Annotated in this window: 20 protein-coding genes; 9 read left to right on the top strand and 11 right to left on the bottom strand. The window is 65.9% G+C overall.

The window, feature by feature from the left end; all coding sequences use genetic code 11:
• Position 1: 1 nt before the first annotated feature.
• A complete protein-coding gene (locus H8F01_RS02660) occupies positions 2-1906 on the top strand; it encodes a GldG family protein (protein WP_187057542.1) in 1905 nt (634 codons plus the stop codon).
• A gap of 93 nt (positions 1907-1999) precedes the next feature.
• Positions 2000-2863 carry a cytochrome c oxidase assembly protein gene (locus tag H8F01_RS02655; protein WP_187057541.1) on the top strand — a complete coding sequence of 288 codons (864 nt, stop codon included), beginning with the start codon at positions 2000-2002 and terminating at the stop codon, positions 2861-2863.
• A 181-nt stretch (positions 2864-3044) separates the two neighbouring features.
• Here the strand turns inward: H8F01_RS02655 and H8F01_RS02650 are convergent, their stop codons facing one another.
• Positions 3045-3506 carry a copper chaperone PCu(A)C gene (locus H8F01_RS02650; RefSeq protein ID WP_187057540.1) on the bottom strand — a complete coding sequence of 154 codons (462 nt, stop codon included), beginning with the start codon at positions 3504-3506 and terminating at the stop codon, positions 3045-3047.
• Positions 3503-4120: an SCO family protein gene (locus H8F01_RS02645; RefSeq protein WP_187057539.1), complete on the bottom strand. Its 618-nt coding sequence runs from the start codon at positions 4118-4120 to the stop codon at positions 3503-3505. The genes H8F01_RS02650 and H8F01_RS02645 overlap by 4 nt, the downstream gene beginning before the upstream one ends.
• Positions 4121-4201: 81 nt before the next feature.
• Between H8F01_RS02645 and H8F01_RS02640 the strand changes: the two genes are divergently transcribed.
• Positions 4202-4588, top strand: coding sequence for a DUF423 domain-containing protein (locus H8F01_RS02640; protein ID WP_187057538.1), 387 nt, complete (start codon positions 4202-4204; stop codon positions 4586-4588).
• Between the two features lie 6 nt (positions 4589-4594).
• Here H8F01_RS02640 and H8F01_RS02635 read toward each other — a convergent pair whose 3' ends face one another.
• The 5 genes from H8F01_RS02635 to H8F01_RS02615 form a co-directional block, all read right to left on the bottom strand.
• Complete coding sequence (locus tag H8F01_RS02635) at positions 4595-5059, bottom strand: DUF1203 domain-containing protein (RefSeq protein WP_187057537.1); 465 nt, start codon at positions 5057-5059, stop codon at positions 4595-4597.
• Between the two features lie 77 nt (positions 5060-5136).
• Positions 5137-5340 (bottom strand): hypothetical protein, encoded by a 204-nt coding sequence (locus tag H8F01_RS02630; RefSeq protein WP_187057536.1) that lies wholly within the window; start codon positions 5338-5340, stop codon positions 5137-5139.
• Positions 5341-5435: 95 nt separating this feature from the next.
• The gene (locus tag H8F01_RS02625; protein WP_187057535.1) at positions 5436-5627 is read right to left on the bottom strand and encodes a type II toxin-antitoxin system antitoxin; all 192 of its coding nucleotides are present in this window, start codon (positions 5625-5627) and stop codon (positions 5436-5438) included.
• On the bottom strand, positions 5617-6486 hold the full coding sequence (locus H8F01_RS02620; RefSeq protein WP_187057534.1) for an SPFH domain-containing protein: 870 nt from the start codon (positions 6484-6486) through the stop codon (positions 5617-5619). Before H8F01_RS02620 ends, H8F01_RS02625 begins: the two co-directional genes overlap by 11 nt.
• A 65-nt stretch (positions 6487-6551) precedes the next feature.
• On the bottom strand, positions 6552-8054 hold the full coding sequence (locus tag H8F01_RS02615; RefSeq protein WP_187057533.1) for a transglutaminase-like domain-containing protein: 1503 nt from the start codon (positions 8052-8054) through the stop codon (positions 6552-6554).
• Positions 8055-8199: 145 nt separating this feature from the next.
• On the opposite strand from H8F01_RS02615, the gene purT reads away from it, so the two are divergent.
• The 3 genes from purT to adhP all read left to right on the top strand — a co-directional run bounded on the left by purT (position 8200) and on the right by adhP (position 12350).
• A complete protein-coding gene (gene purT / locus H8F01_RS02610) occupies positions 8200-9381 on the top strand; it encodes a formate-dependent phosphoribosylglycinamide formyltransferase (RefSeq protein ID WP_187057532.1) in 1182 nt (393 codons plus the stop codon).
• 123 nt (positions 9382-9504) lie between these two features.
• Positions 9505-11028 (top strand): FMN-binding glutamate synthase family protein, encoded by a 1524-nt coding sequence (locus H8F01_RS02605; protein ID WP_187057531.1) that lies wholly within the window; start codon positions 9505-9507, stop codon positions 11026-11028.
• Between the two features lie 284 nt (positions 11029-11312).
• The gene (gene adhP / locus H8F01_RS02600) at positions 11313-12350 is read left to right on the top strand and encodes an alcohol dehydrogenase AdhP (RefSeq protein ID WP_187057530.1); all 1038 of its coding nucleotides are present in this window, start codon (positions 11313-11315) and stop codon (positions 12348-12350) included.
• A 54-nt stretch (positions 12351-12404) separates the two neighbouring features.
• Here adhP and H8F01_RS02595 read toward each other — a convergent pair whose 3' ends face one another.
• The 4 genes from H8F01_RS02595 to H8F01_RS02580 form a co-directional block, all read right to left on the bottom strand.
• Positions 12405-13115: an arginyltransferase gene (locus H8F01_RS02595; protein ID WP_187057529.1), complete on the bottom strand. Its 711-nt coding sequence runs from the start codon at positions 13113-13115 to the stop codon at positions 12405-12407.
• Positions 13116-13191: 76 nt separating this feature from the next.
• Complete coding sequence (locus H8F01_RS02590) at positions 13192-13584, bottom strand: putative signal transducing protein (RefSeq protein WP_187057528.1); 393 nt, start codon at positions 13582-13584, stop codon at positions 13192-13194.
• A gap of 90 nt (positions 13585-13674) precedes the next feature.
• Entirely contained in the window at positions 13675-14538 is an 864-nt protein-coding gene (tesB, locus tag H8F01_RS02585; RefSeq protein WP_187057527.1) for an acyl-CoA thioesterase II, read from the bottom strand.
• A 63-nt stretch (positions 14539-14601) separates the two neighbouring features.
• Positions 14602-15168 (bottom strand): N-acetylmuramoyl-L-alanine amidase, encoded by a 567-nt coding sequence (locus H8F01_RS02580; RefSeq protein ID WP_187057526.1) that lies wholly within the window; start codon positions 15166-15168, stop codon positions 14602-14604.
• Between the two features lie 81 nt (positions 15169-15249).
• On the opposite strand from H8F01_RS02580, the gene H8F01_RS02575 reads away from it, so the two are divergent.
• The 3 genes from H8F01_RS02575 (at position 15250) to H8F01_RS02565 (ending at position 18440) form a co-directional block, all read left to right on the top strand.
• Entirely contained in the window at positions 15250-15771 is a 522-nt protein-coding gene (locus tag H8F01_RS02575; RefSeq protein ID WP_187057525.1) for an alpha/beta hydrolase, read from the top strand.
• A complete protein-coding gene (rlmKL, locus tag H8F01_RS02570) occupies positions 15768-17975 on the top strand; it encodes a bifunctional 23S rRNA (guanine(2069)-N(7))-methyltransferase RlmK/23S rRNA (guanine(2445)-N(2))-methyltransferase RlmL (RefSeq protein WP_187057524.1) in 2208 nt (735 codons plus the stop codon). The genes H8F01_RS02575 and rlmKL overlap by 4 nt, the downstream gene beginning before the upstream one ends.
• A gap of 126 nt (positions 17976-18101) precedes the next feature.
• Positions 18102-18440, top strand: a complete 339-nt coding sequence (locus H8F01_RS02565) for a hypothetical protein (RefSeq protein ID WP_187057523.1) — start codon at positions 18102-18104, stop codon at positions 18438-18440.
• Positions 18441-18463: the final 23 nt, after the last annotated feature.

Raw genomic sequence — 18463 nt, 5'->3', positions numbered from 1 at the left:
CATGAGGCGTCTTTACTTCAGTCGTCGTGCCGCGCTGCTCGTCGCCCTGGCGCTGCTGGCCATTCTGTTCGTGGTGTTCGTGCTTGCCAGCAGCCGCTGGCGCATGGGACGCGTGGACCTTACCTCCGACAAGCTCTACACGCTGACGCCGGGCACCGTGCACATCGTGGAAGGCCTGCATGCGCCGCTGCGCCTGCGGCTTTACTTCTCCAGCCACGCCACCCGCGACCTGCCGCAGCTGCGCAGTTACGAGCAACGCGTGGCCGAAATGCTGCAGGAGATGGTGGCGCGCTCGCGTGGCCGGATCCGCCTGCAGATCGTCGACCCCGTGCCGTACTCGGATGACGAGGCCAGCGCCGAGGGCTACGGCCTGTCGCCGATCAACGGCGGCACCAATGGCGAGCGCGTGTTCTTCGGTCTGGTGGGCAGCACCGTGTCGAAGGGCGCTGATGGCGATTTCGATGTCGAAGGCGAGGATCGCTTGCCCAGGAAAGTGCAGGCCATTCCGCTGTTCGATCCGTCGCGTGAAACCTTCCTCGAGTACGACATTGCCAAGCTGTTGTACGAACTGGACCAGCCGTCCAAGCCGCATGTCGGCCTGATCAGCAGCCTGCCGGTACAGGGTAATCCGGTGATCGGCGAAGAGCCGTGGACGGTGATGCGCCAGCTGGCGCAGCAGTTCGACGTGAAGATGCTGGACCCGGCGAAAATCAAGAGCGTCGACAGTGACATCAAGGCCCTGCTGGTGATCCATCCCAAGCACCTGCCGGCCGATGCGCTGTACGCCATCGACCAGTACGTGCTGAACGGTGGGCACCTGGTGGTGTTTGTCGACCCCGTGGCGGAGATGGATAGCACTCCGTTCGTCGACAGCAACGGCGTCACCGACGACCACAACTCCAACTTGTCGCGCCTGTTCACCGCGTGGGGCGTGCAGTACGACCCGCAGAAGGTCGTGCTGGATCGCTCACGCGCGCTGCGCATCGAGCTGGCCGACAACAGCTCCATGAGCCATCCGGCCATGCTTGGCCTGGGCCAGCAGGAGCTCAACCACGATGACGTCACCACGGCGAGTCTGCAGCGCATCAACGTATCCAGCGTGGGTTACTTCGACCTGGAGCCGGGCACCACGTCGCGGCTGGTGCCGCTGATGCAATCCACCACCGATGCCGAAGTGGTGTCGAGCCAGCGCGTGCGCGAATCGCTCAACAACCCGGCCGCGCTGCTGGACAACTACAAGCCCGACAACATCCATTACGTCATCGCGGCCCGCGTGCGCGGCACGTTTGCCAGCGCCTTCCCGGAGCGCTCGAGCGGGCAGGGCCATCTGGCGGCCGCCAAGGGCAGTGCGGAGGTGATCCTCGTGGGCGACACCGACCTGCTCAGTGATCGCCTGTGGGTGTCGTACGCGCAGAGCCTGCTGGGCCAGCAGCAGCTGAGTGCCATCGCCAACAACGGCGACCTGATCACCAATATTGCTGACAACCTGAGTGGTTCGTCGGCACTGCTGTCGATCCATGGGCGGGTCAGCTCGCAGCGTCCGTTTACCCGCGTGCTGGCATTGCAGAGCGCGGCCGACCAGAAGTTCCTGGCCAAGAAGCAGGAGCTGCAGCGCGAACTGGCGGTGACGCGCTCGCGCCTCAGCGAGTTGCAGCCGGCCAAATCGGCCGGGCGTGGTGACACCACCACGCCGGAGCAGCGCGCGGAGATCGAACAGTTCCTGCAGCGCCAGCTGGCCATCAACAAGCAGCTGCGTGACGTGCAGCATCAGTTCAATGCAGAGATCGATGCGCTTGGGCTGCGCTTGAAATTCCTCAACATCGTGCTGATCCCGGCCCTGGTCACGCTGTTCGGCCTGCTTTATGGCTGGCGCCGTTCGCGGCGCAGTCGCCGGTGGCGCGCATGAGTGCTGGCGGCGATGTGTCGCAGCCTCGTGCCGTGGATGCGGTGGCCGGGCGTATGATGCCGGGTCGCCGCTGATCAGGGCCGGGTTCGATCGATGATGGCAAGCGTGCTCAAGTGGATCGTGCCCTGGGAGTTCTCCTGGGTTTTCCTGCTGGCCTTCGTCGCCACCGCCGTGCTCTACGTGCGCGGTTGCCGTCGTTTGCATGTGAGTGTGGGGCGCCGCCTGTCATTCTGGCTCGGCATGCTGCTGATCTACGCATCGCTGCATACCTATCTGGATTACTACTTCGAGCATGAGTTCTTCATGCATCGCATCCAGCAGATCCTGCTGCATCACCTGGCGCCGCTGCTGATCATCGCCTCGTATCCCGGCACCGTGCTGCACAAGGGGCTGCCGTTCCGCTGGCGCCTGCGCCTGCTGCGGCCCGTGCGACGTTCATGGCCGTGGCGCGCCGCCAGCGCCGTATGGTGCAACCCGGCCGTGGCCACGGTGGTGTTCGTCGCCTTCATCCTGATGTGGCTGGTGCCGTCCATGCAGACGCTCGCCATGCTGGACTGGCGCATCTATCGCTTCATGAACTGGTCGATGCTAGCCAGTGGCTTCACCTACTGGTGGCTGGTGCTGGACCACCGTCCGCGTCCGCCTGGTCGCATGACGCCGGGCGTCCGCGTGTTGTCGCCGGGCATTACCATGACACCGCAGATCATCGCCGGTGCCATCGTCACGTTCTCCAAGGCAGACCTCTATCCCATCTTCGAGATCTGCGGTCGCGCCTTCACCTTCAACGTGCTCACCGCGCAGCTGGTGGGCGGCGTGATCATGTGGGTACCCGCGGCGCTGATCGAATCGGTGGGCGGTCTGCTGGCCATGCGCCAGTGGTTGCGCCTGTCGCGCAGCGGCCGCATCCGCCGCAAGCCGTGGCCGACGCGGCGCGCGCCGGCGACAGCACGGCAATAGACCTGCAACCAGCTGTAGGAGCGCACTGGTGCGCGACCGCAGCGTTGCCGCCTTGCCGAGGCTAAGGCGTTTGCATCGACCATGCCTTGATGCGTATCGCTAAAGCCGACCCCTGGCATTGACCCGCAACGCTGCGGTCGCGCACCAGTGCGCTCCTACAGTGGGGCGGGTCGCTGGCGGGTTAGCCGCTGGCGCCAGTGGCGTTGGCTGGCCGGGCGATGAAGTCGGCATCGAGCGTGCTGCCGTCGCCGAAGCTGAGCGTCACCTTGATCTTGTCGCCCACCTTGACCGGCGTTTTGGCGTTCATCAGCATCAGGTGATACGCGCCGGGCGAGAGTTCCGCCTTGCCGTGCGCGGGAATGGCCAGCGCATCGACCATCGACATGCGACTGACACCGCCTTCGCCGCTGCTCTGGTGCAGCATGGCGCCTGCGTAGCTCGCGGTGTGCGCGCCGCGCAGGCTCGCGGGCTGGTCACCGGTGTTCTCCAGGGTGACGTAGGCGCCCGCCGGAAGATCGCCAGGCAGCACGCGTATCCACGCCTGGCTGGCACGGATATGGTCGGCCTCGCTGGCCTGCGCCGTGGTGCCAAACATCAGGCCTGCAGCAAGCAGGGGCAGGGCGAGGGCAGTGCGAAGACTCATGACTGGGTTCCCAGGCTCAGCAGCAGGTGCAGGTCGTGGACCAGGTCGTCCTGCGAGTTGTTGGGCGTGGCGAGCAGGCGTGCCTTGCCTTCGCCGTCGAACAGATAGATGGCGGAGCTGTGGGTCACTTCGTACTGGCCGCCCGCGCGATCGGGTTCCCGCGTGAATGCGGAACGGTAGCGCTTGCTCAGCGCCTCGACGTCACGGGGCGAGCCCGACAACCCGACCGCTCGCGGATCGAAGGCATTGACGTAGGCGTGCATGACTTCTGGCGTGTCACGCGCCGGATCGACGCTGACGAACAGGATGCGCGCGCCATCGGCAAGTGGCCCCAGTCGCTGCATCACCACATGCAGTTGGGCGAGGGTCAGCGGGCACACATCCGGGCAGTGCGTGTAGCCGAAGTAGAGCAGCACCACCTTGCCGCGATAGTCCTGGCCACTGACGTTCTTGCCGTGGTCGTCGAGCAGGCGGAAGTCCAGGTCGGGCATGTGGCCGGTGACATTGGTGAGTCGCCAGTCGATCCCGTTGTCGCGATGGCAGCCGGCAAGGATCACGACGCCAAAGGCCAGCATCAACAGCATCAGCCAGCGACGGGTGCGACAAAGCTTCATGCGAGAATCGATGGGAATCATTTCGCCAGCATACGACACTGCCCGCCTTGCCGGAGCCCGGCACGCCCAGGAGCGACAACCATGCGACAACCTGCCTTCCCGACAGGGCTGCTGGTCGGCCTGGCCGGCGCCAGTGCCGTGGTCCTCGGCGCGTTTGGCGCACACGCGCTGCGCGGCGTGCTGGACGATCGCGGCGTGGAGCTGTGGCACACGGCGGTGAACTACCACTTCTGGCACGCGCTCGCGCTGGTGTTCGCCGCGACGGCGCCAACAGGGCGCGCGGCTCGCGTCGCCACGGCTGCGTATGCCATCGGCATCGTGCTTTTCAGTGGCAGCCTCTACGCGCTCGCGCTGGGTGCGCCGCGCTGGTTCGGGGCAATCACGCCGCTGGGCGGCGTGGCCTTCATCGTCGGCTGGATCGCCCTTGGCATGGCGCTGGCGGCCAGGGTGGATCGCACTGCGCGCTGACGGCTGTCAGGCGCGGTCCACGCGAGCAGCGTAGCAACCGGGCCTGGCCATGTGGATGTGCAGGTAGGCCACCTTTTCGTCCGCGAACAGGCGCTCGATCAGCGGTTCCAATGCCGTGCCCTGGGCGACATCCGCATCCCGCAGCATGCCCTGGGCATCGAACCCGCGCACGGACAACAGGCGTCGACGCAACTGCTCAGGTACCTCGTCCACGCGATCGAACTGCTCTTCGCCTTGGCGGATGTAGATGGCGTGAGTTGAGCGGAAAGGAGAATTCGCCGGCTGGTGCTCGTAGTTGAGCAGGATCAGTGCTTGCCCGGCCTGGGCGTCGGTGAGGCTGATGCGGCAGGGATAACCGTGGGCGGTGTCGGCGATCACGCGCACAGCGCGACGCTCCGCCAGGGCTTCATCGGAAAGCGCGAACAGTTCGGCAAACGGTTCGGCCGGCAGGCCGGAAATGCGAAAGCGCATGGCAGGTACTCCGTGGGGTTGATGATCCCATCGTGGCGCCTGATACCTGCGGTGAATATCCGGTTCTTGCGCCGCCGTCAGCTGACGCGGAACACCTGGATGGCTTCGCAATCGGGGCAGCGGTAACTCCGCAGTTCCACACCCTGTTCCTCGGCCCACTGGCGGGCTTCCCGGGGCAGCGTGCGATGGGGTTCCATCTCTACCTTGGCGCCGGGCCGCGAACAGTCTTCGCAAAATACGGGGCCTTCCGGCAGCGCGGGATAGGTTTCGTTGCTGGTCATGGCGTTCTCCGCAGGCGTGACGGGCGGTGGAAAAAGCTAGTCCCCGCGTCGTGCAAGTCGCGTCGAATCGGAGTCAACGCGGTCCCGCCGGGGCGTCAGTCGGTGTTGTCGTCGGGCACCGGGTCTGAGGTCTCGCGCTTGAGCCGCCCCTGCTTGCGCAACGCCTCGCGCAGAACGAACTCGATCTGCGCGTTGACGCTGCGCAGATCGTCGTCGGCCCAGCGCTGCATGGCTTCGAGCACGGCAGCGCTGATGCGTAAGGGGTAGGCCTTCTTCTCAGCCGCCATAGAGCGTGCCGGCGTTCACCACCGGTTGTGTGGAACGGTCGCCGCACAGCACCACCAGCAGGTTGCTGACCATGGCGGCCTTGCGCTCTTCGTCCAGCTCCACCACGCCCTGCGTCTTCAGACGATCAAGCGCCATGGCCACCATGCCCACCGCGCCGTCCACGATGCGCTCGCGCGCCGCCACGATGGCGCTTGCCTGCTGGCGCTGCAGCATCGCCTGGGCGATTTCCTGCGCGTAGGCGAGGTGACTGATGCGGGCTTCGACGACGCGCACGCCGGCCTTGTCCAGTCGCGCCTGGATCTCGTCGCGCATGTGATTGTTGATCACTTCGCCGTGGCTGCGCAGTGCAGGCTTGCCGTCGTCGTGGGCGTCATAAGGGTAGTTCTGCGCCATCTGGCGTACGGCCGACTCGCTCTGGATGGTCACGAAGTTCTCGTAGTCGTCCACGCAGAACACCGCTTCTGCAGTGTCGATGACCTGCCACACCACCACCGCGGCGATCTCGATGGGGTTGCCGTCGCTGTCGTTGACCTTGAGTTTGCTGCTTTCGAAATTGCGCACGCGCAGCGATACGCGGCGACGGCTGCAGAAGGGGTTGGTCCAGCGCAGGCCTTCCTCGCGAACGGTGCCGTGGTACTTGCCGAACAGTTGCAGCACCTGGCCTTCATTGGGCGCCACCTGGAAGAAGCCCTTGGTCATGAACACGGCGATGACGTGGATGAAGACACCCAGTCCGGCATAGCCCAGATGCTGGCTCGCCAGGCCATAGCCCTCGCAGGCCAGGCCGAGCAGGAAAAGAACAAAGACAACGAAGACGGTCGGAATGCCGGCGGTCGAAAAGCCTTGCTGTTCGTTCATGGGGAGTCCTCCCTGGGAGGACTGAATTAGATATCAAAGTGATATCTAATTTCAAGGGAGGGGGGTCACCAGTCACGGGTGGCCACCGCAGCGCCTCGCGGCACGGAGTGGGCCAACTCCGGCGCCGGGCTGATCTGGGCGATGTGCATCTGGCCGAACAGGTTGGCCAGGTTGGTGAAGTGCCACGGATTACCGTCACCGCTGTCCAGGGCGATGTGGCTGCTGTCGAAATGGCCAAGGGCGGCGTCATAGCTCTGCCAGCGACCATCGACCCAGGCCTGCACCCAGGCGTGTGGCACGAAAACCTGCGAGCTGCCGCCGTAGCGGTTGGCGTAGACCATGCCGGACACCACGCGGGCCGGAATGCCCTCGGCCCGGGCCAGCGCAGCCAGCAGCACCGCTGATTCCTTGCAGTCGCCCTTGCGCGTCCGCACGACCTCGACGGCGGAGGCATACCCGACATCCTTGCCGCGTTCGATGATGTAGCTGCTGACGAAATCGCGCAGCCGGGCCATCTTCTGCAGGTCGCTGCCGTCACGGCCTGCCGCCCTGACCGCCAGCACGCGCACTTCCGGCGCATCGGATTGCAGCCAGGCGTTTGGAAGGGCGTCCTCCGCACTCGGTGGTGGTTGCCCGCCGGGCAAAGCATCACCCACCTCCACCAGCCAGTCGCCATGCCCAAGGGGCGTGATGCGCTGCTCGTCCGTGGCGATCAGCGGCTGGATGTTCTCGTCCCCGCTGTGGATGAGATAGCGCAGTCCACCACGGCGCATGGATGCCGTGACGGGAGAGGGCGAATCCACCATGGCGGCACGGAGCATGTCGATCTCCTGCACCGGGGCCAGCGCGCACGTCTCGCTGCAAGCCAGCATATCCAACTGGTGGCCGAGCATCTGCAGCTCGCCCTTGCGGGTTTCGCCGCGTGCGTTGATCCACAGGTCCATGCGCTGCACGTCGCGCGAGGTCTGCAACACCTCGCGCTGGTGGTTGAGCCACTCCGGGCCGTCCGGAAGGGTGATCCACTCGTTGCCGAGCACTTCCACCTCCACCGAGGCTACGGCCCGGGTGGAAGGGTCGAACAGGCTCAGCGTGTACTGTCCGGTGCGGTCGATGGCGCTGGCCATGGCCTTTCGTTGGCCGTCACTGAGCAATGCGCCCGTTGGCCACACCAGGGAGGTGTGGGTGGCCAGTCCGGCAACGGTGGAAGTGACTGCATAGCTGCCGTCAGCCTGGCGTTGGCCATCGACGATGCTGTCGGCATTTGAAAGAGTGCTGCGGGAATAGAAGCCCAGCGGTTGGCCGTCCAGCGTTTCCACGCTGCGCGTCAGCACCTCCATGGGCACGACGCTGCCGTTACGGTTGAGCTCAATCTTCAGGTCCTGCGTGGTGGTCACCACGTTTCCGCCCAGGCTGCGGTCCAGGCGCAGGTGGCCGATGCGCTGGCCGGCCAGCATCACCGTCATCCACGTGGTGGTGGTTCCGGGCGCAGCTTCCACGGCCCGTGCAAGAACCGCGGGGGCAGGGCTCAGTGCGAGCACCAATGGCAGCGTGGCAAGCCACTTGCGCATGGGTCTATCCGTGGGGACGGCGACGGTTGCAGTGAACGCCGGTCCGTGACGTTCGTCAATGGAATCTGCGTGATGACCGGGCGCGTGTGGCGCGATCCATCAATGGCCCGCTTACAATGGCGCTTTGTCACCTCCGGAGAGACCCATGAAGCCCTTTGGCACGCCTTATTCCGACCATGCGTTGCGCGTGCTGCTGCTGGGGTCGGGGGAGCTGGGCAAAGAGGTGGCCATCGAGCTGCAGCGCTATGCCGTGGAAGTCATCGCGGTGGACCGCTACCCGGACGCGCCGGCCATGCAGGTGGCGCATCGCAGCCATGTCATCGACATGCTGGACGGCGCGGCCCTGCGCGCGGTGATCGAGAAGGAGCAGCCGGATCTGGTGGTGCCGGAGATCGAGGCCATCCACACGCCCACGCTGGTGGAGCTGGAAAAGGCGGGCCTGCGCGTGATCCCTACCGCCCGCGCGGCGTGGCTGACCATGGATCGCGAAGGCATCCGCCGCCTGGCTGCTGAAGAGCTGAACCTGCCGACCTCACGCTACCGCTTCTGCGATACCGAAGCGGAGTACCGTGACGCGGCCGCATCGATCGGCCTGCCGTTCGTCATCAAGCCGGTGATGAGCTCGTCCGGCAAGGGGCAAAGCGTGGTCCGGGACGAAGGCGAATTGCGGCATGCCTGGGACTACGCACAGTCCGGCGGTCGTGCCGGCAAGGGCCGGGTGATCGTCGAAGGTTTCGTCGATTTCGATTACGAGATCACCCTGCTTACCGTGCGCCACAAGGACGGTGTCAGCTTCTGCGCGCCGATCGGTCATCGCCAGGAAGACGGCGACTATCGCGAATCATGGCAGCCGCAGCCGATGAGCCCGGTGGCATGGGCCGAGGCACAGCGCCAGGCGGAGGCCATCACCGGTGCGCTGGGCGGCTGGGGCGTGTTTGGCGTGGAGTTCTTCGTGAAAGGCGACGCCGTGATCTTCTCGGAAGTGAGCCCGCGCCCGCATGACACTGGCCTGGTGACGCTGGTGTCGCAGGACCTTTCGGAATTCGCGCTGCACGCGCGCGCCATCCTGGGCCTGCCGATTCCCGTGATCCGCCAGTGGGGACCGTCGGCGTCCTGCGCGGTATTGGTGGAAGGCGAGGGTACTGCGCCCCGTTACCATGGCGTTGCCGATGCATTGCTGGAAGCAGATACGCAGTTGCGCATCTTCGGCAAGCCGACGGTGAAGGGCCGCCGCCGCATGGCCGTCACTCTGGCGCGCGACGAGACTATCGAAGCGGCCAAGGCCAAGGCGATCCGCGCGGCCAAGGCACTGCGCATCGAGCTCTGAGGGCGGATGCCCCACCCCCTGGTTGGGGCATGGACGCGTGCCGCTGCATTTGAAACGGCATCGTCGCAGAATCAATCATCCGCCCGGAGGGGCGGAGTACACAGCTAACCACCGGAGAGAGTGATGGAATCATCGGGATTCGCGCATTGGCTGGTCGTCGTCGTCGAGACGTTCGCCGCCCTGTTCCTGTTGTTGCTGGCCCTGCTGGTGGTGGTAGTGGGCGTGGTCTGGCTGGTCGACCGCAACCAGACCAGCAACTCCGTGCTGCGCAACTTTCCGGTCATCGGCCACTTCCGTTACTGGTTCCTGCACCTGGGCGAATTCTTTCGCCAGTACTTGTATTCCAGCGACCGTGAAGAGCTGCCGTTCAACCGTGCGCAGCGCATGTGGGTTTACCGCGCGGCGAAGAACGCAGAGAACACCAACGCGTTCGGTTCCACCCGCGACCTGCGTGGCGAAGGCGTGCCGTTCTTCGTCAATGCGCCGTTCCCCGCACTGGGCGAGAAGCATGTGACGCCGTTGCCGGTGACGCTGGGCCCGTACTCGCGTCAGCCCTACACGCATTCCGCTTTCTTCAACATCTCGGCAATGAGCTTCGGCGCGCTGTCCGCGCCGGCGGTGCGCGCGTTGTCGCACGGCGCGAAAAAGGCCGGTATCTGGATGGATACGGGTGAGGGCGGCCTGGCGCCGTACCACCTCGAAGGCGGCTGCGACATCATTTTCGAGATCGGCACTGCCAAGTACGGCGTGCGCACGCCCGATGGCAAGCTGGATGACAACAAGCTGCTCGCCATCTGCGCGCATGAGCAGGTGAAGATGGTCAGCATCAAGCTCGGCCAGGGCGCCAAGCCCGGCATGGGCGGGCTGCTGCCGGCGGCCAAGGTCACGCCGGAAATCGCCGCCATCCGCGGCATTCCCGTGGGTGAGGATTCGCAGAGCCCCAACCGTCACCTGGATATCGGCAACGTGCAGGAGCTGATGGATTCCATCCATCACATCCGCGAACTCACCGGCAAGCCGGTGGGCTTCAAGGCGGTATTCGGTGGTGTCGACTGGATCGCCGACCTTTGCCAGGAAGTGAAGAAGCGCGGCATCGAAAGCGCTCCCGACTTCATCATCGTGGACGGTTCGGAAGGCGGCACGGGCGCGGCCCCGCAAACGCTCATGGAAGGCGTGGGCCTGCCGCTGCACGAGGCCTTGCCGGCGCTGGTCGACATGCTGGTGGTGCAGGGCCTGCGCGATCGCGTCAAGGTGATCTGCTCCGGCAAGTGCATCACCGCCTACGACGTGGCATGGGCACTTTCGATGGGCGCGGATTTCGTCAACTCGGCGCGCGGCTTCATGCTGGCGCTGGGGTGCATCCAGTCGTTGCAGTGCAACCGCAACACCTGTCCCACCGGCATCACCACGCAGAATCCCAAGTTGCAGCGCGGCCTGGTGGTGGCGGACAAGAGCGAGCGCGTGGCGCACTACGCCACCAACGTGATGAAGGAAGTGGGCATCATCGCGCACAGCTGTGGCGTGGACGAGCCACGCCAGCTCAACCGCACGCACTGCCGCGTGGTGGGCGACGATGGCCTGTCGGTGCCGTTGGTGAAACTGTATCCGTATCCGGTAGTGCCACAGGCGCCGTCGCCACGGGGCTGATCGTCATCCGTATCGGAAAAAGGCCGGCATCATGCCGGCTTTTTTTTGGTGCACGCCGCCATGCTGCGAATCGTGCCAGGCACGCAAAAGCCGGCAGAGTGCTTCGTCATTGACCGTACGCGTGCGCCGAAGCGCAGCGCCACCATGCCGCACTGGCCCGCATGCTGGTCACCCTGCCATCACGCTGCGCACGGCATCTTTTCGAGGTCACACCCGATGTGCACGGCGACGTTGGCTACACGAAGTGGCACGGCCGTGGCGTCTCACGACTCGAGGAGCACTGCATGACCCCCAGGACGATGAAAGCTGCCGTGGCGCACCGCTTCGGTGAACCCTTGCGCATCGAGGAAGTGCCCGTGCCGGTGCCGTCGCGCGGCGAGGTGCTGGTGAAGATCGTTTGCACTGGCGTCTGCCATACCGACGTGCACGCGGTCGATGGCGATTGGCCAGCCAAGCCGAACCCTCCTTTCATCCCTGGTCATGAGGGCGTCGGTGTGGTGGCGGCGCTGGGCGAGGGCGTGGAGAACCTCAAGGTGGGCGACGCCGTGGGCATCGCCTGGCTGCACGACGCCTGCGGTCACTGCGAGTACTGCATCACCGGTTGGGAAACGCTGTGCGAAACGCAGCACGACAGTGGCTACAGCGTGGACGGCAGCTTCGCCGAATACGCCATCGGCAATGCCGCCTATGTGGCGCGCCTTCCCCAGGACGTGGACTTCGCGGCGATGGCGCCGATCCTCTGTGCCGGCGTGACGACCTACAAGGGCATCCGTGAAACGGAGGCGCGGCCGGGCGAATGGCTCGCCATCTCCGGCATCGGTGGCCTGGGCCATCTGGCCATCCAATATGCGACGGCGATGGGCCTGCAGGTGGTCGCGGTGGATGTGGCCGAAGACAAGCTCGCCCTTGCGCGCAAGCTGGGTGCATCCGCAACGGTGGATGCGCGCCAGCCCAAGGCGGTGGAGGAGGTGCTCGACGTCACCGGCGGCGGTGCGCACGGCGTGCTGGTGACGGCCGTATCGCCGCCGGCGTTCTCGCAGGCGCTGGGCTTTACCCGCCGACGCGGAACCATGAGCCTGGTGGGACTGCCGCCCGGTGATTTCGCCACGCCGATTTTCGACGTAGTGCTGAAACGACTCACCATCCGCGGCTCCATCGTGGGCACGCGCAAGGATCTTGCCGAAGCCGTGGCTTTCGCAACGGAAGGGAAGATCGTGCCGACCATCGAGCGGCGCAAACTGGAAGACGTGAACGACGTGCTGCAGGGATTGCGCGATGGAAACATCCAGGGGCGCGTGGTGCTGGATATCGGCACGCCCTGAATCATGTTCTTTGGTCATGCCCTGGTGGGGAGCCCAGGGTTTGGCCGCCGAGCCTCAGGGCTCGGTCATCTCCACCCAGCCTTCGCTGGTGCGGATCTGCATCGGTCGGAACTTGCGCTTGTAATCCATCTTCGGGTGACCGGCGATCCAGAAGCCCAGGTAGATCCACGGCAGGCCGCGGCGCTTGGCCAGGGCCACCTGCTGGAGAATGGCGAACGTGCCCAGGCCGCGTGCCGTTTCGTCCGGGTCGTAGAACGTATAGACGGCCGAAAGCCCCTGCAGGCAGACATCGGTGACCGCCACGCCGAGCAGGCGCGAGCCCTTGCGGAACTCCAGGAACATCGTGGGGCTCCACGGTGCGGTCAGGAACCGGCGGAAGTCACTGGCGTCGGCCTCGTCCATGCCACCGCCGGGGTGGCGCTGGCGCAGGTAGCGTTCATACAGCGCATGGCGCTCGGCGTTGTAGCCGGCCATGGATTCGATGACCTGCAGGTCATCGTTGCGCTTCAGGCAACGGCGCTGGCTGCGGTCCGGCTCGAAGCGCTGCACGTCGATGCGGCAGGGCGTGCAGGCCCGGCAGCTGGTGCAATAGGGATAGTAGAGGTGCCCGCCGGCGCGTCGGAAGCCGCGTTCCAGCGCCGGACCGTACAACTGGTCCAGCTGCGGGGCCGCCGGATCGATCACCAGGTTCTGTGCCGTGCGCTCGGCAAAGTAGCCGCAGGCGTGCGGCAGGGTTTGGAAGAGGCGGACACGGTCAGAGCGCATGGCCTGATTCTATGTCTGGTCTGGCTCACTGTGTCGATAGGCCAGATCTGCTAGGGCTGATCCGGCCCTCGGCCGTTCAGATGACGCCCATATACCGCAGCATCAGCACCACGAAGGCACCGGCCACGGCCAGCAGCACGATCCTGCGGATGCGGGTGGCGGTGCTCTGGCGTCGCATGTCCGGGGTGGGGTTGCGGGCCAGGGCCAACTCCTCGCCGTGACGGATCACCGGCTCGATGCCCAGTTCCTTCAGCAGGGCACGGGCGCGGGTGTAATCGTCCGCCCGGGTCACCCAGACCTGGGCCCAGCTGTCACGGTCCTCGTTGCGCTGCGTATAGCTGAAGCGCTGGTAGCTGGGGCGCCGGTAATTGGAGCGGTTCTCGATGGTGCACTCGATACCCTGCTCGGTGAGCATGGTCGCGACGCGGTCGATGTTTTCCTGGCGGGGCGAGGTATAGAGCTGACGCATGGAGCAACCTTGGTTCGTCGCCGGGGCGGGCGAGCACGGGGCGGGCCGTGGGGCCGGCCTGCCCGGATGGTACTACGTGGTCCGGGCGGGTCAGCCGCGCAGGCGGATCAGGCCTTCCTGGGCGGTCGAGGCCACCAGGCGGCCGTCGCGGGTGAAGATCTGGCCACGGGCCAGGCCGCGGGCGCCCTGCGCCGTCGGACTGTCAAAGGAGTACAGCAGCCATTCGTCGGTGCGGAACGGACGGTGGAACCACAGCGCATGATCCAGGCTCGCCATCTGCACGTTGTGCGTGTAGTACGAGATGCCGTGCGGCAGGGTGGCCGTGCCGATCAGGTTGAAGTCGGAGGCGTAGGCCAGCAGCGAGCGGTGCAGTTCAGGCGAGTCGCCCACAGGCGCGGTCAGCCGGAACCAGATGTGCTGGAGCGGCGGGCGCTTCACCGGGTGGAGCTTGTCCTGCGGCCACACATGGCGGAACTCGAACGGGGCGTCCACGCCCAGCCAGCGCTGCAGCTTTTCCGGCAGCTTGGCCAGCTGTTCCGGCGGCAACGGCTGCATCGGCTCGATGTCCTCGGGCATCGGTACGTCAGGCATCGAGGACTGGTGCTCGAAGCCGGTCTCCGGCACCTGGAAAGAAATGGAGCCGTTGAGGATGGGCTGGCCGTGCTGGATGGCGACCACCCGGCGCGAAGAGAACGTACCGCCGTCACGCGTGCGCTCCACGCTGTAGACGATGGGGGCGTTGATATCGCCAGCACGCAGGAAGTAGGCGTGCAGCGAATGAGCTTCACGCTCGGAATCCACCGTGCGCTGGGCCGCCGACAACGCCTGGCCAAGTACCTGTCCGCCGAAGACGAAATGGGTCCCGATGTCGCGGCTCTGGCCGCGGAAAAGGTTGTCCTCGAGTCGCTCGAGTTCGAGCAGATCGACGAGTTCGCGGACGTTGGTTTCCGTCATGGGAGAAAAGCTCGGCGGAGAAGGTAAGAGGCCGGCGATTATAGCCGGCGCCCCGGCCCGGCTTCAGCGGCCGGGGGTGGTGATGCGTTCCAGCCCGCTGTCTTCCAGTACCTCGGGCCAGGGGAACAGCGGGCCCGGATCCAGCTTGCGCGCAACCTCCAGCGACGGATCATTGCTGGCGGGCAGCCGGGCCGTGTCCAGGTCCTCATGGCCGGCGATCTGGCGCAGGTTCGGGTATTGGAGCCTCAGCTGGGCCAGCAGGGCGCGCAGGGCGGCAAGCTGGGCCGGGGCATAGGGCTCGGTCATGGTCTGGTGGCGGGAATCCCACCAGTGCGGGTAACGCCCCAGGTTCACCAGCTCGATACCGATGGAATGGGGGTTGTGCCCGCGCACGTGGTTGGCCACCCGGGTGCCCGGCACGTACTGATGGATGCTGCCGTCGCGGTCGATATAGAAATGCCCGCTGGCGCCGGCGCCGCTGTCATAAAGCACGCGCTCGCCGTATTCGCGGGCTACGGCCAGATCCGGCAGCTCGGTGCAGTGGATCACCACCATTTCCACCGCGCTGGCGGGTCGCTCCGGCAGGAGGGAGACGTAGGGCAGGGGCTGGTCGACGATGGTCAGGGGCATGTCCGGGAGTGTATTCCCGGATGCCTTGAGACGTCGCCTGTTACCATTCGCAGCCATACAGACGTTGTTTCGGAGACCGCGATGCGCGGCCAGATCATTCTTTCGCATGGCTCGGACTCCGGTCCGGACGCCACCAAGGTCAGCGTGCTGGCTGCTTTCGCCGAATCGCTGGGCTGGAAAACCCAGCGCCCGGATTACCGGTCGGACGACCTGCCGGGCTACGCCGGCTCGGTGGATCCGCGCATCCAGCGCCTGCTGGCCGCCATCGACACGCTGGACGCACCGCCGGTACTGGTCGGCTCCAGCATGGGTTCGTTCGTGTCCGGCCTGGCCTCCCTGCAACGCCCGGTGGCGGGGCTGTTCCTGCTCGCCACGCCCAGCGAGATCCCGGGTTACCGCCAGGCCTTCGACGTGGCCGAGGGCGTGCCCACGCTGCTCTATCACGGCTGGCGCGACGACATCTGCCCGCCGGCGGGCGTGCTGGCCTTCGCCGGTCGCCGCCGCCTGCCGCTGGTGGTAGTGGACGATGACCATCGGCTGAGCGACAGCGTGGACCGCATCGTGGAGCAGTTCGGCCTGTTCCTTGCGGGGCTTTCCGCATGAGCACGTTCTTCGCCACTTGCCCGAAGGGCCTGGAATATCTGCTGCGCGACGAACTGGTGGCCCTGGGCGCCGCCGATGTGCGCGAGGCGCTGGCCGGCGTGCATTTCTCCGGTTCGCTGGAAACCGCCTACCGCGCCTGCCTGTGGTCCCGCCTGGCCAGCCGCGTGCTGATGCCGCTGGCCGAGTTCGACGCCGCCACCGACGACGCGCTTTACGCCGGCGTGCAATCCATCGACTGGTCGACGCACCTGGGCGCCCGCGCCACGCTGGCGGTGGACGCCAACTCGGCGCAGAGCAAGCTCACCCACAGCCAGTACATCGCCCAGCGCGTGAAGGATGCCGTGGTTGATCAGTTCCGCCAGCGCGATGGTTCGCGCCCGGACGTGGATACCGATGAGCCGGATGTACGCATCAACCTGCGCCTGCGCCGCGACCGCGCCACGCTGTCCATCGACCTGGCCGGCGCACCGCTGCATCGCCGCGGCTGGCGTGAGCTGCAGGGCGAGGCCCCGCTGAAGGAAAACCTGGCCGCCGCCATGCTGTTGCGTGCGCGCTGGCCGGAGATCTACGCCGAAGGTGGCGCGCTGCTCGATCCCATGTGCGGTTCCGGCACTTTGCTGATCGAAGGCGCCTGGATGGCGGCGGATGTCGCCCCCGGCCTGCATCGCGAGTACTACGGTTTCCTGGGCTGGGCACAGCACGACATCGCGCTGTGGCGCAGCCTGCTGGACGAAGCGCGCCAGCGTGCGGAAACCGGCCTGCGCGCCTTGCGCGCCTGCTTCTTCGGCAGCGATGCCGACCCGCGCATGGTGCAGACGGCCAAGCGCAACGCGCAGGAAGCCGGCGTCTCCGGCTTCCTGACGCTGGACAAGCACGACGCCACGCACGTGGCCCCGCCGCCGGGTTACACCCGTGGCCTGGTGATCACCAATCCGCCGTACGGCGAGCGTCTGGGTGATCGCGTGGAGATGCCCAAGCTCTATCGCGCGATCGGCGAAACCCTGCGCGAACGCTTCGCTGGCTGGCGCGCCGCCGTGCTGGCGGGCGATGCCGAGCTGGGCCAGGCGATCCCGCTGCGTGCGGAAAAGAAATACGCCCTCTATAACGGCGCACTGGAAACCGTGCTGCTGGTCTTCGAGCTTCATGCGCGTAGCGAAACCCCGCGCGAAGCCAAGCCGCTCTCCGAAGGCGCGCAGATGCTGCGCAACCGGCTGGAGAAGAACCTGCGCCATCTGCGCAAGCGGCTTGAGCGCGAAGGCATCCATTGCTGGCGCGCCTACGACCAGGACTTGCCCGAGTACGCCGCCGCCGTGGATGTCTACGGCGACGAAGGCGGCAAGCAGTGGCTGCATATCCAGGAGTACCGCGCTCCCGCCGACATTCCGGTGGAGACGGCTCGCGTGCGTCTTCGCGAGATCGTGCGCGTGGCGGGCGAGGTGCTCGGCGTGCCCCGCGACCGCATCGCCCTGAAGACGCGCGAACGCGGCAAGGGTGGCTCCAAGTATGGACAGTTCGACCAGCGCGGCGAGTTCGTCGAGGTGGACGAGGGCGGTCTGCGCTTCCTGGTGAACCTCACCGATTACCTCGACACCGGCCTGTTCATCGACCATCGCCTGGTGCGCGCCAAGGTGCGCGAGCTGGCGTCGGGCAAGCGCTTCCTGAACCTGTTCGCCTATACGGCCACGGCCAGCGTCTATGCCGCCGCCGGTGGCGCCCGAGACACCACCAGCGTCGACCTGTCGGGTACCTACCTGGACTGGGCTTCGCGCAACCTGTCGCTTAACGGCTTCACCGGCGGCAAGCACCGGCTGATGCAGGCCGATGCCATGGCCTTCCTGCGCCAGGAGCGCGACCGCTACGGGCTGATCTACGTCGACCCGCCGACGTTCTCCAATTCCAAGCGGGCGGAGGATTTCGACGTCCAGCGCGACCATGTCCAACTGCTGCTGGCCTGCGCGGAGCGTCTCAACAGCGACGGCGTCATCGTGTTCTCCAACAACTTCCGCCGCTTCAAACTGGACCATGAGGCGCTGGCCGAACGGTTCAGGATCGAGGACTGGAGCGCACCCAGCATCCCCTTCGACTTTACCCGCCGGTCAGATATCCACGGGTGCTGGCTGCTGCGCCTGCACACGACCGAATCGACCGGGGAGTCGCCCTGGGGCGGCAGTGTGAACCACGTCCGGAATCAGGGTCGTCGTTAAGGCTTTTCACGCTTTCTACTCAGTCCGGATTCAGCGCGAAAGTCAGAGCATTAACCACGGCAAAGAGCGATGGAAGGCAGCCTGAGTCCTTCCGTCGGAATCAAGCCTCCCTTGGGAGACAAACACATGAACACGAACAAGACCTCCATCATCAAGCGCGCAGCCCTGGCCTCCGTCATGCTGATCGGCTGTGCAGCCGTCGCACCGGCGTTCGCGGGCCACGTGAGCTTGAACATCGGCGTGGGTCTGCCGGTGGTTGGCGGTTATTACGCGCCGGCCCCGGTGGTCTATGCACCGGCACCCGTGGTGTACGCCCCGCCCCCGCCGCCGGTCTATTACGCGCCGGCCCCGGTGGTCTATCCGGCTGCGGTGGGTGCCACGGTCATCGTTGGCGGCCATCCGGGCTACTACCGCCACGGCGGCGGTTACTACTATCGCGATGGTTACCGTCACTACGGTCACTAAGCAAACCCTTGCCCTTGTGGCAA

The sequence above is a fragment of the Dyella telluris genome (genome assembly GCF_014297575.1).
In the GTDB taxonomy this organism is placed as follows: Bacteria; Pseudomonadota; Gammaproteobacteria; order Xanthomonadales; family Rhodanobacteraceae; genus Dyella; species Dyella telluris.
The sequence above is the reverse complement of the archived record's forward strand: the minus strand, read 5'-3'. Positions and strand labels throughout refer to the sequence as shown.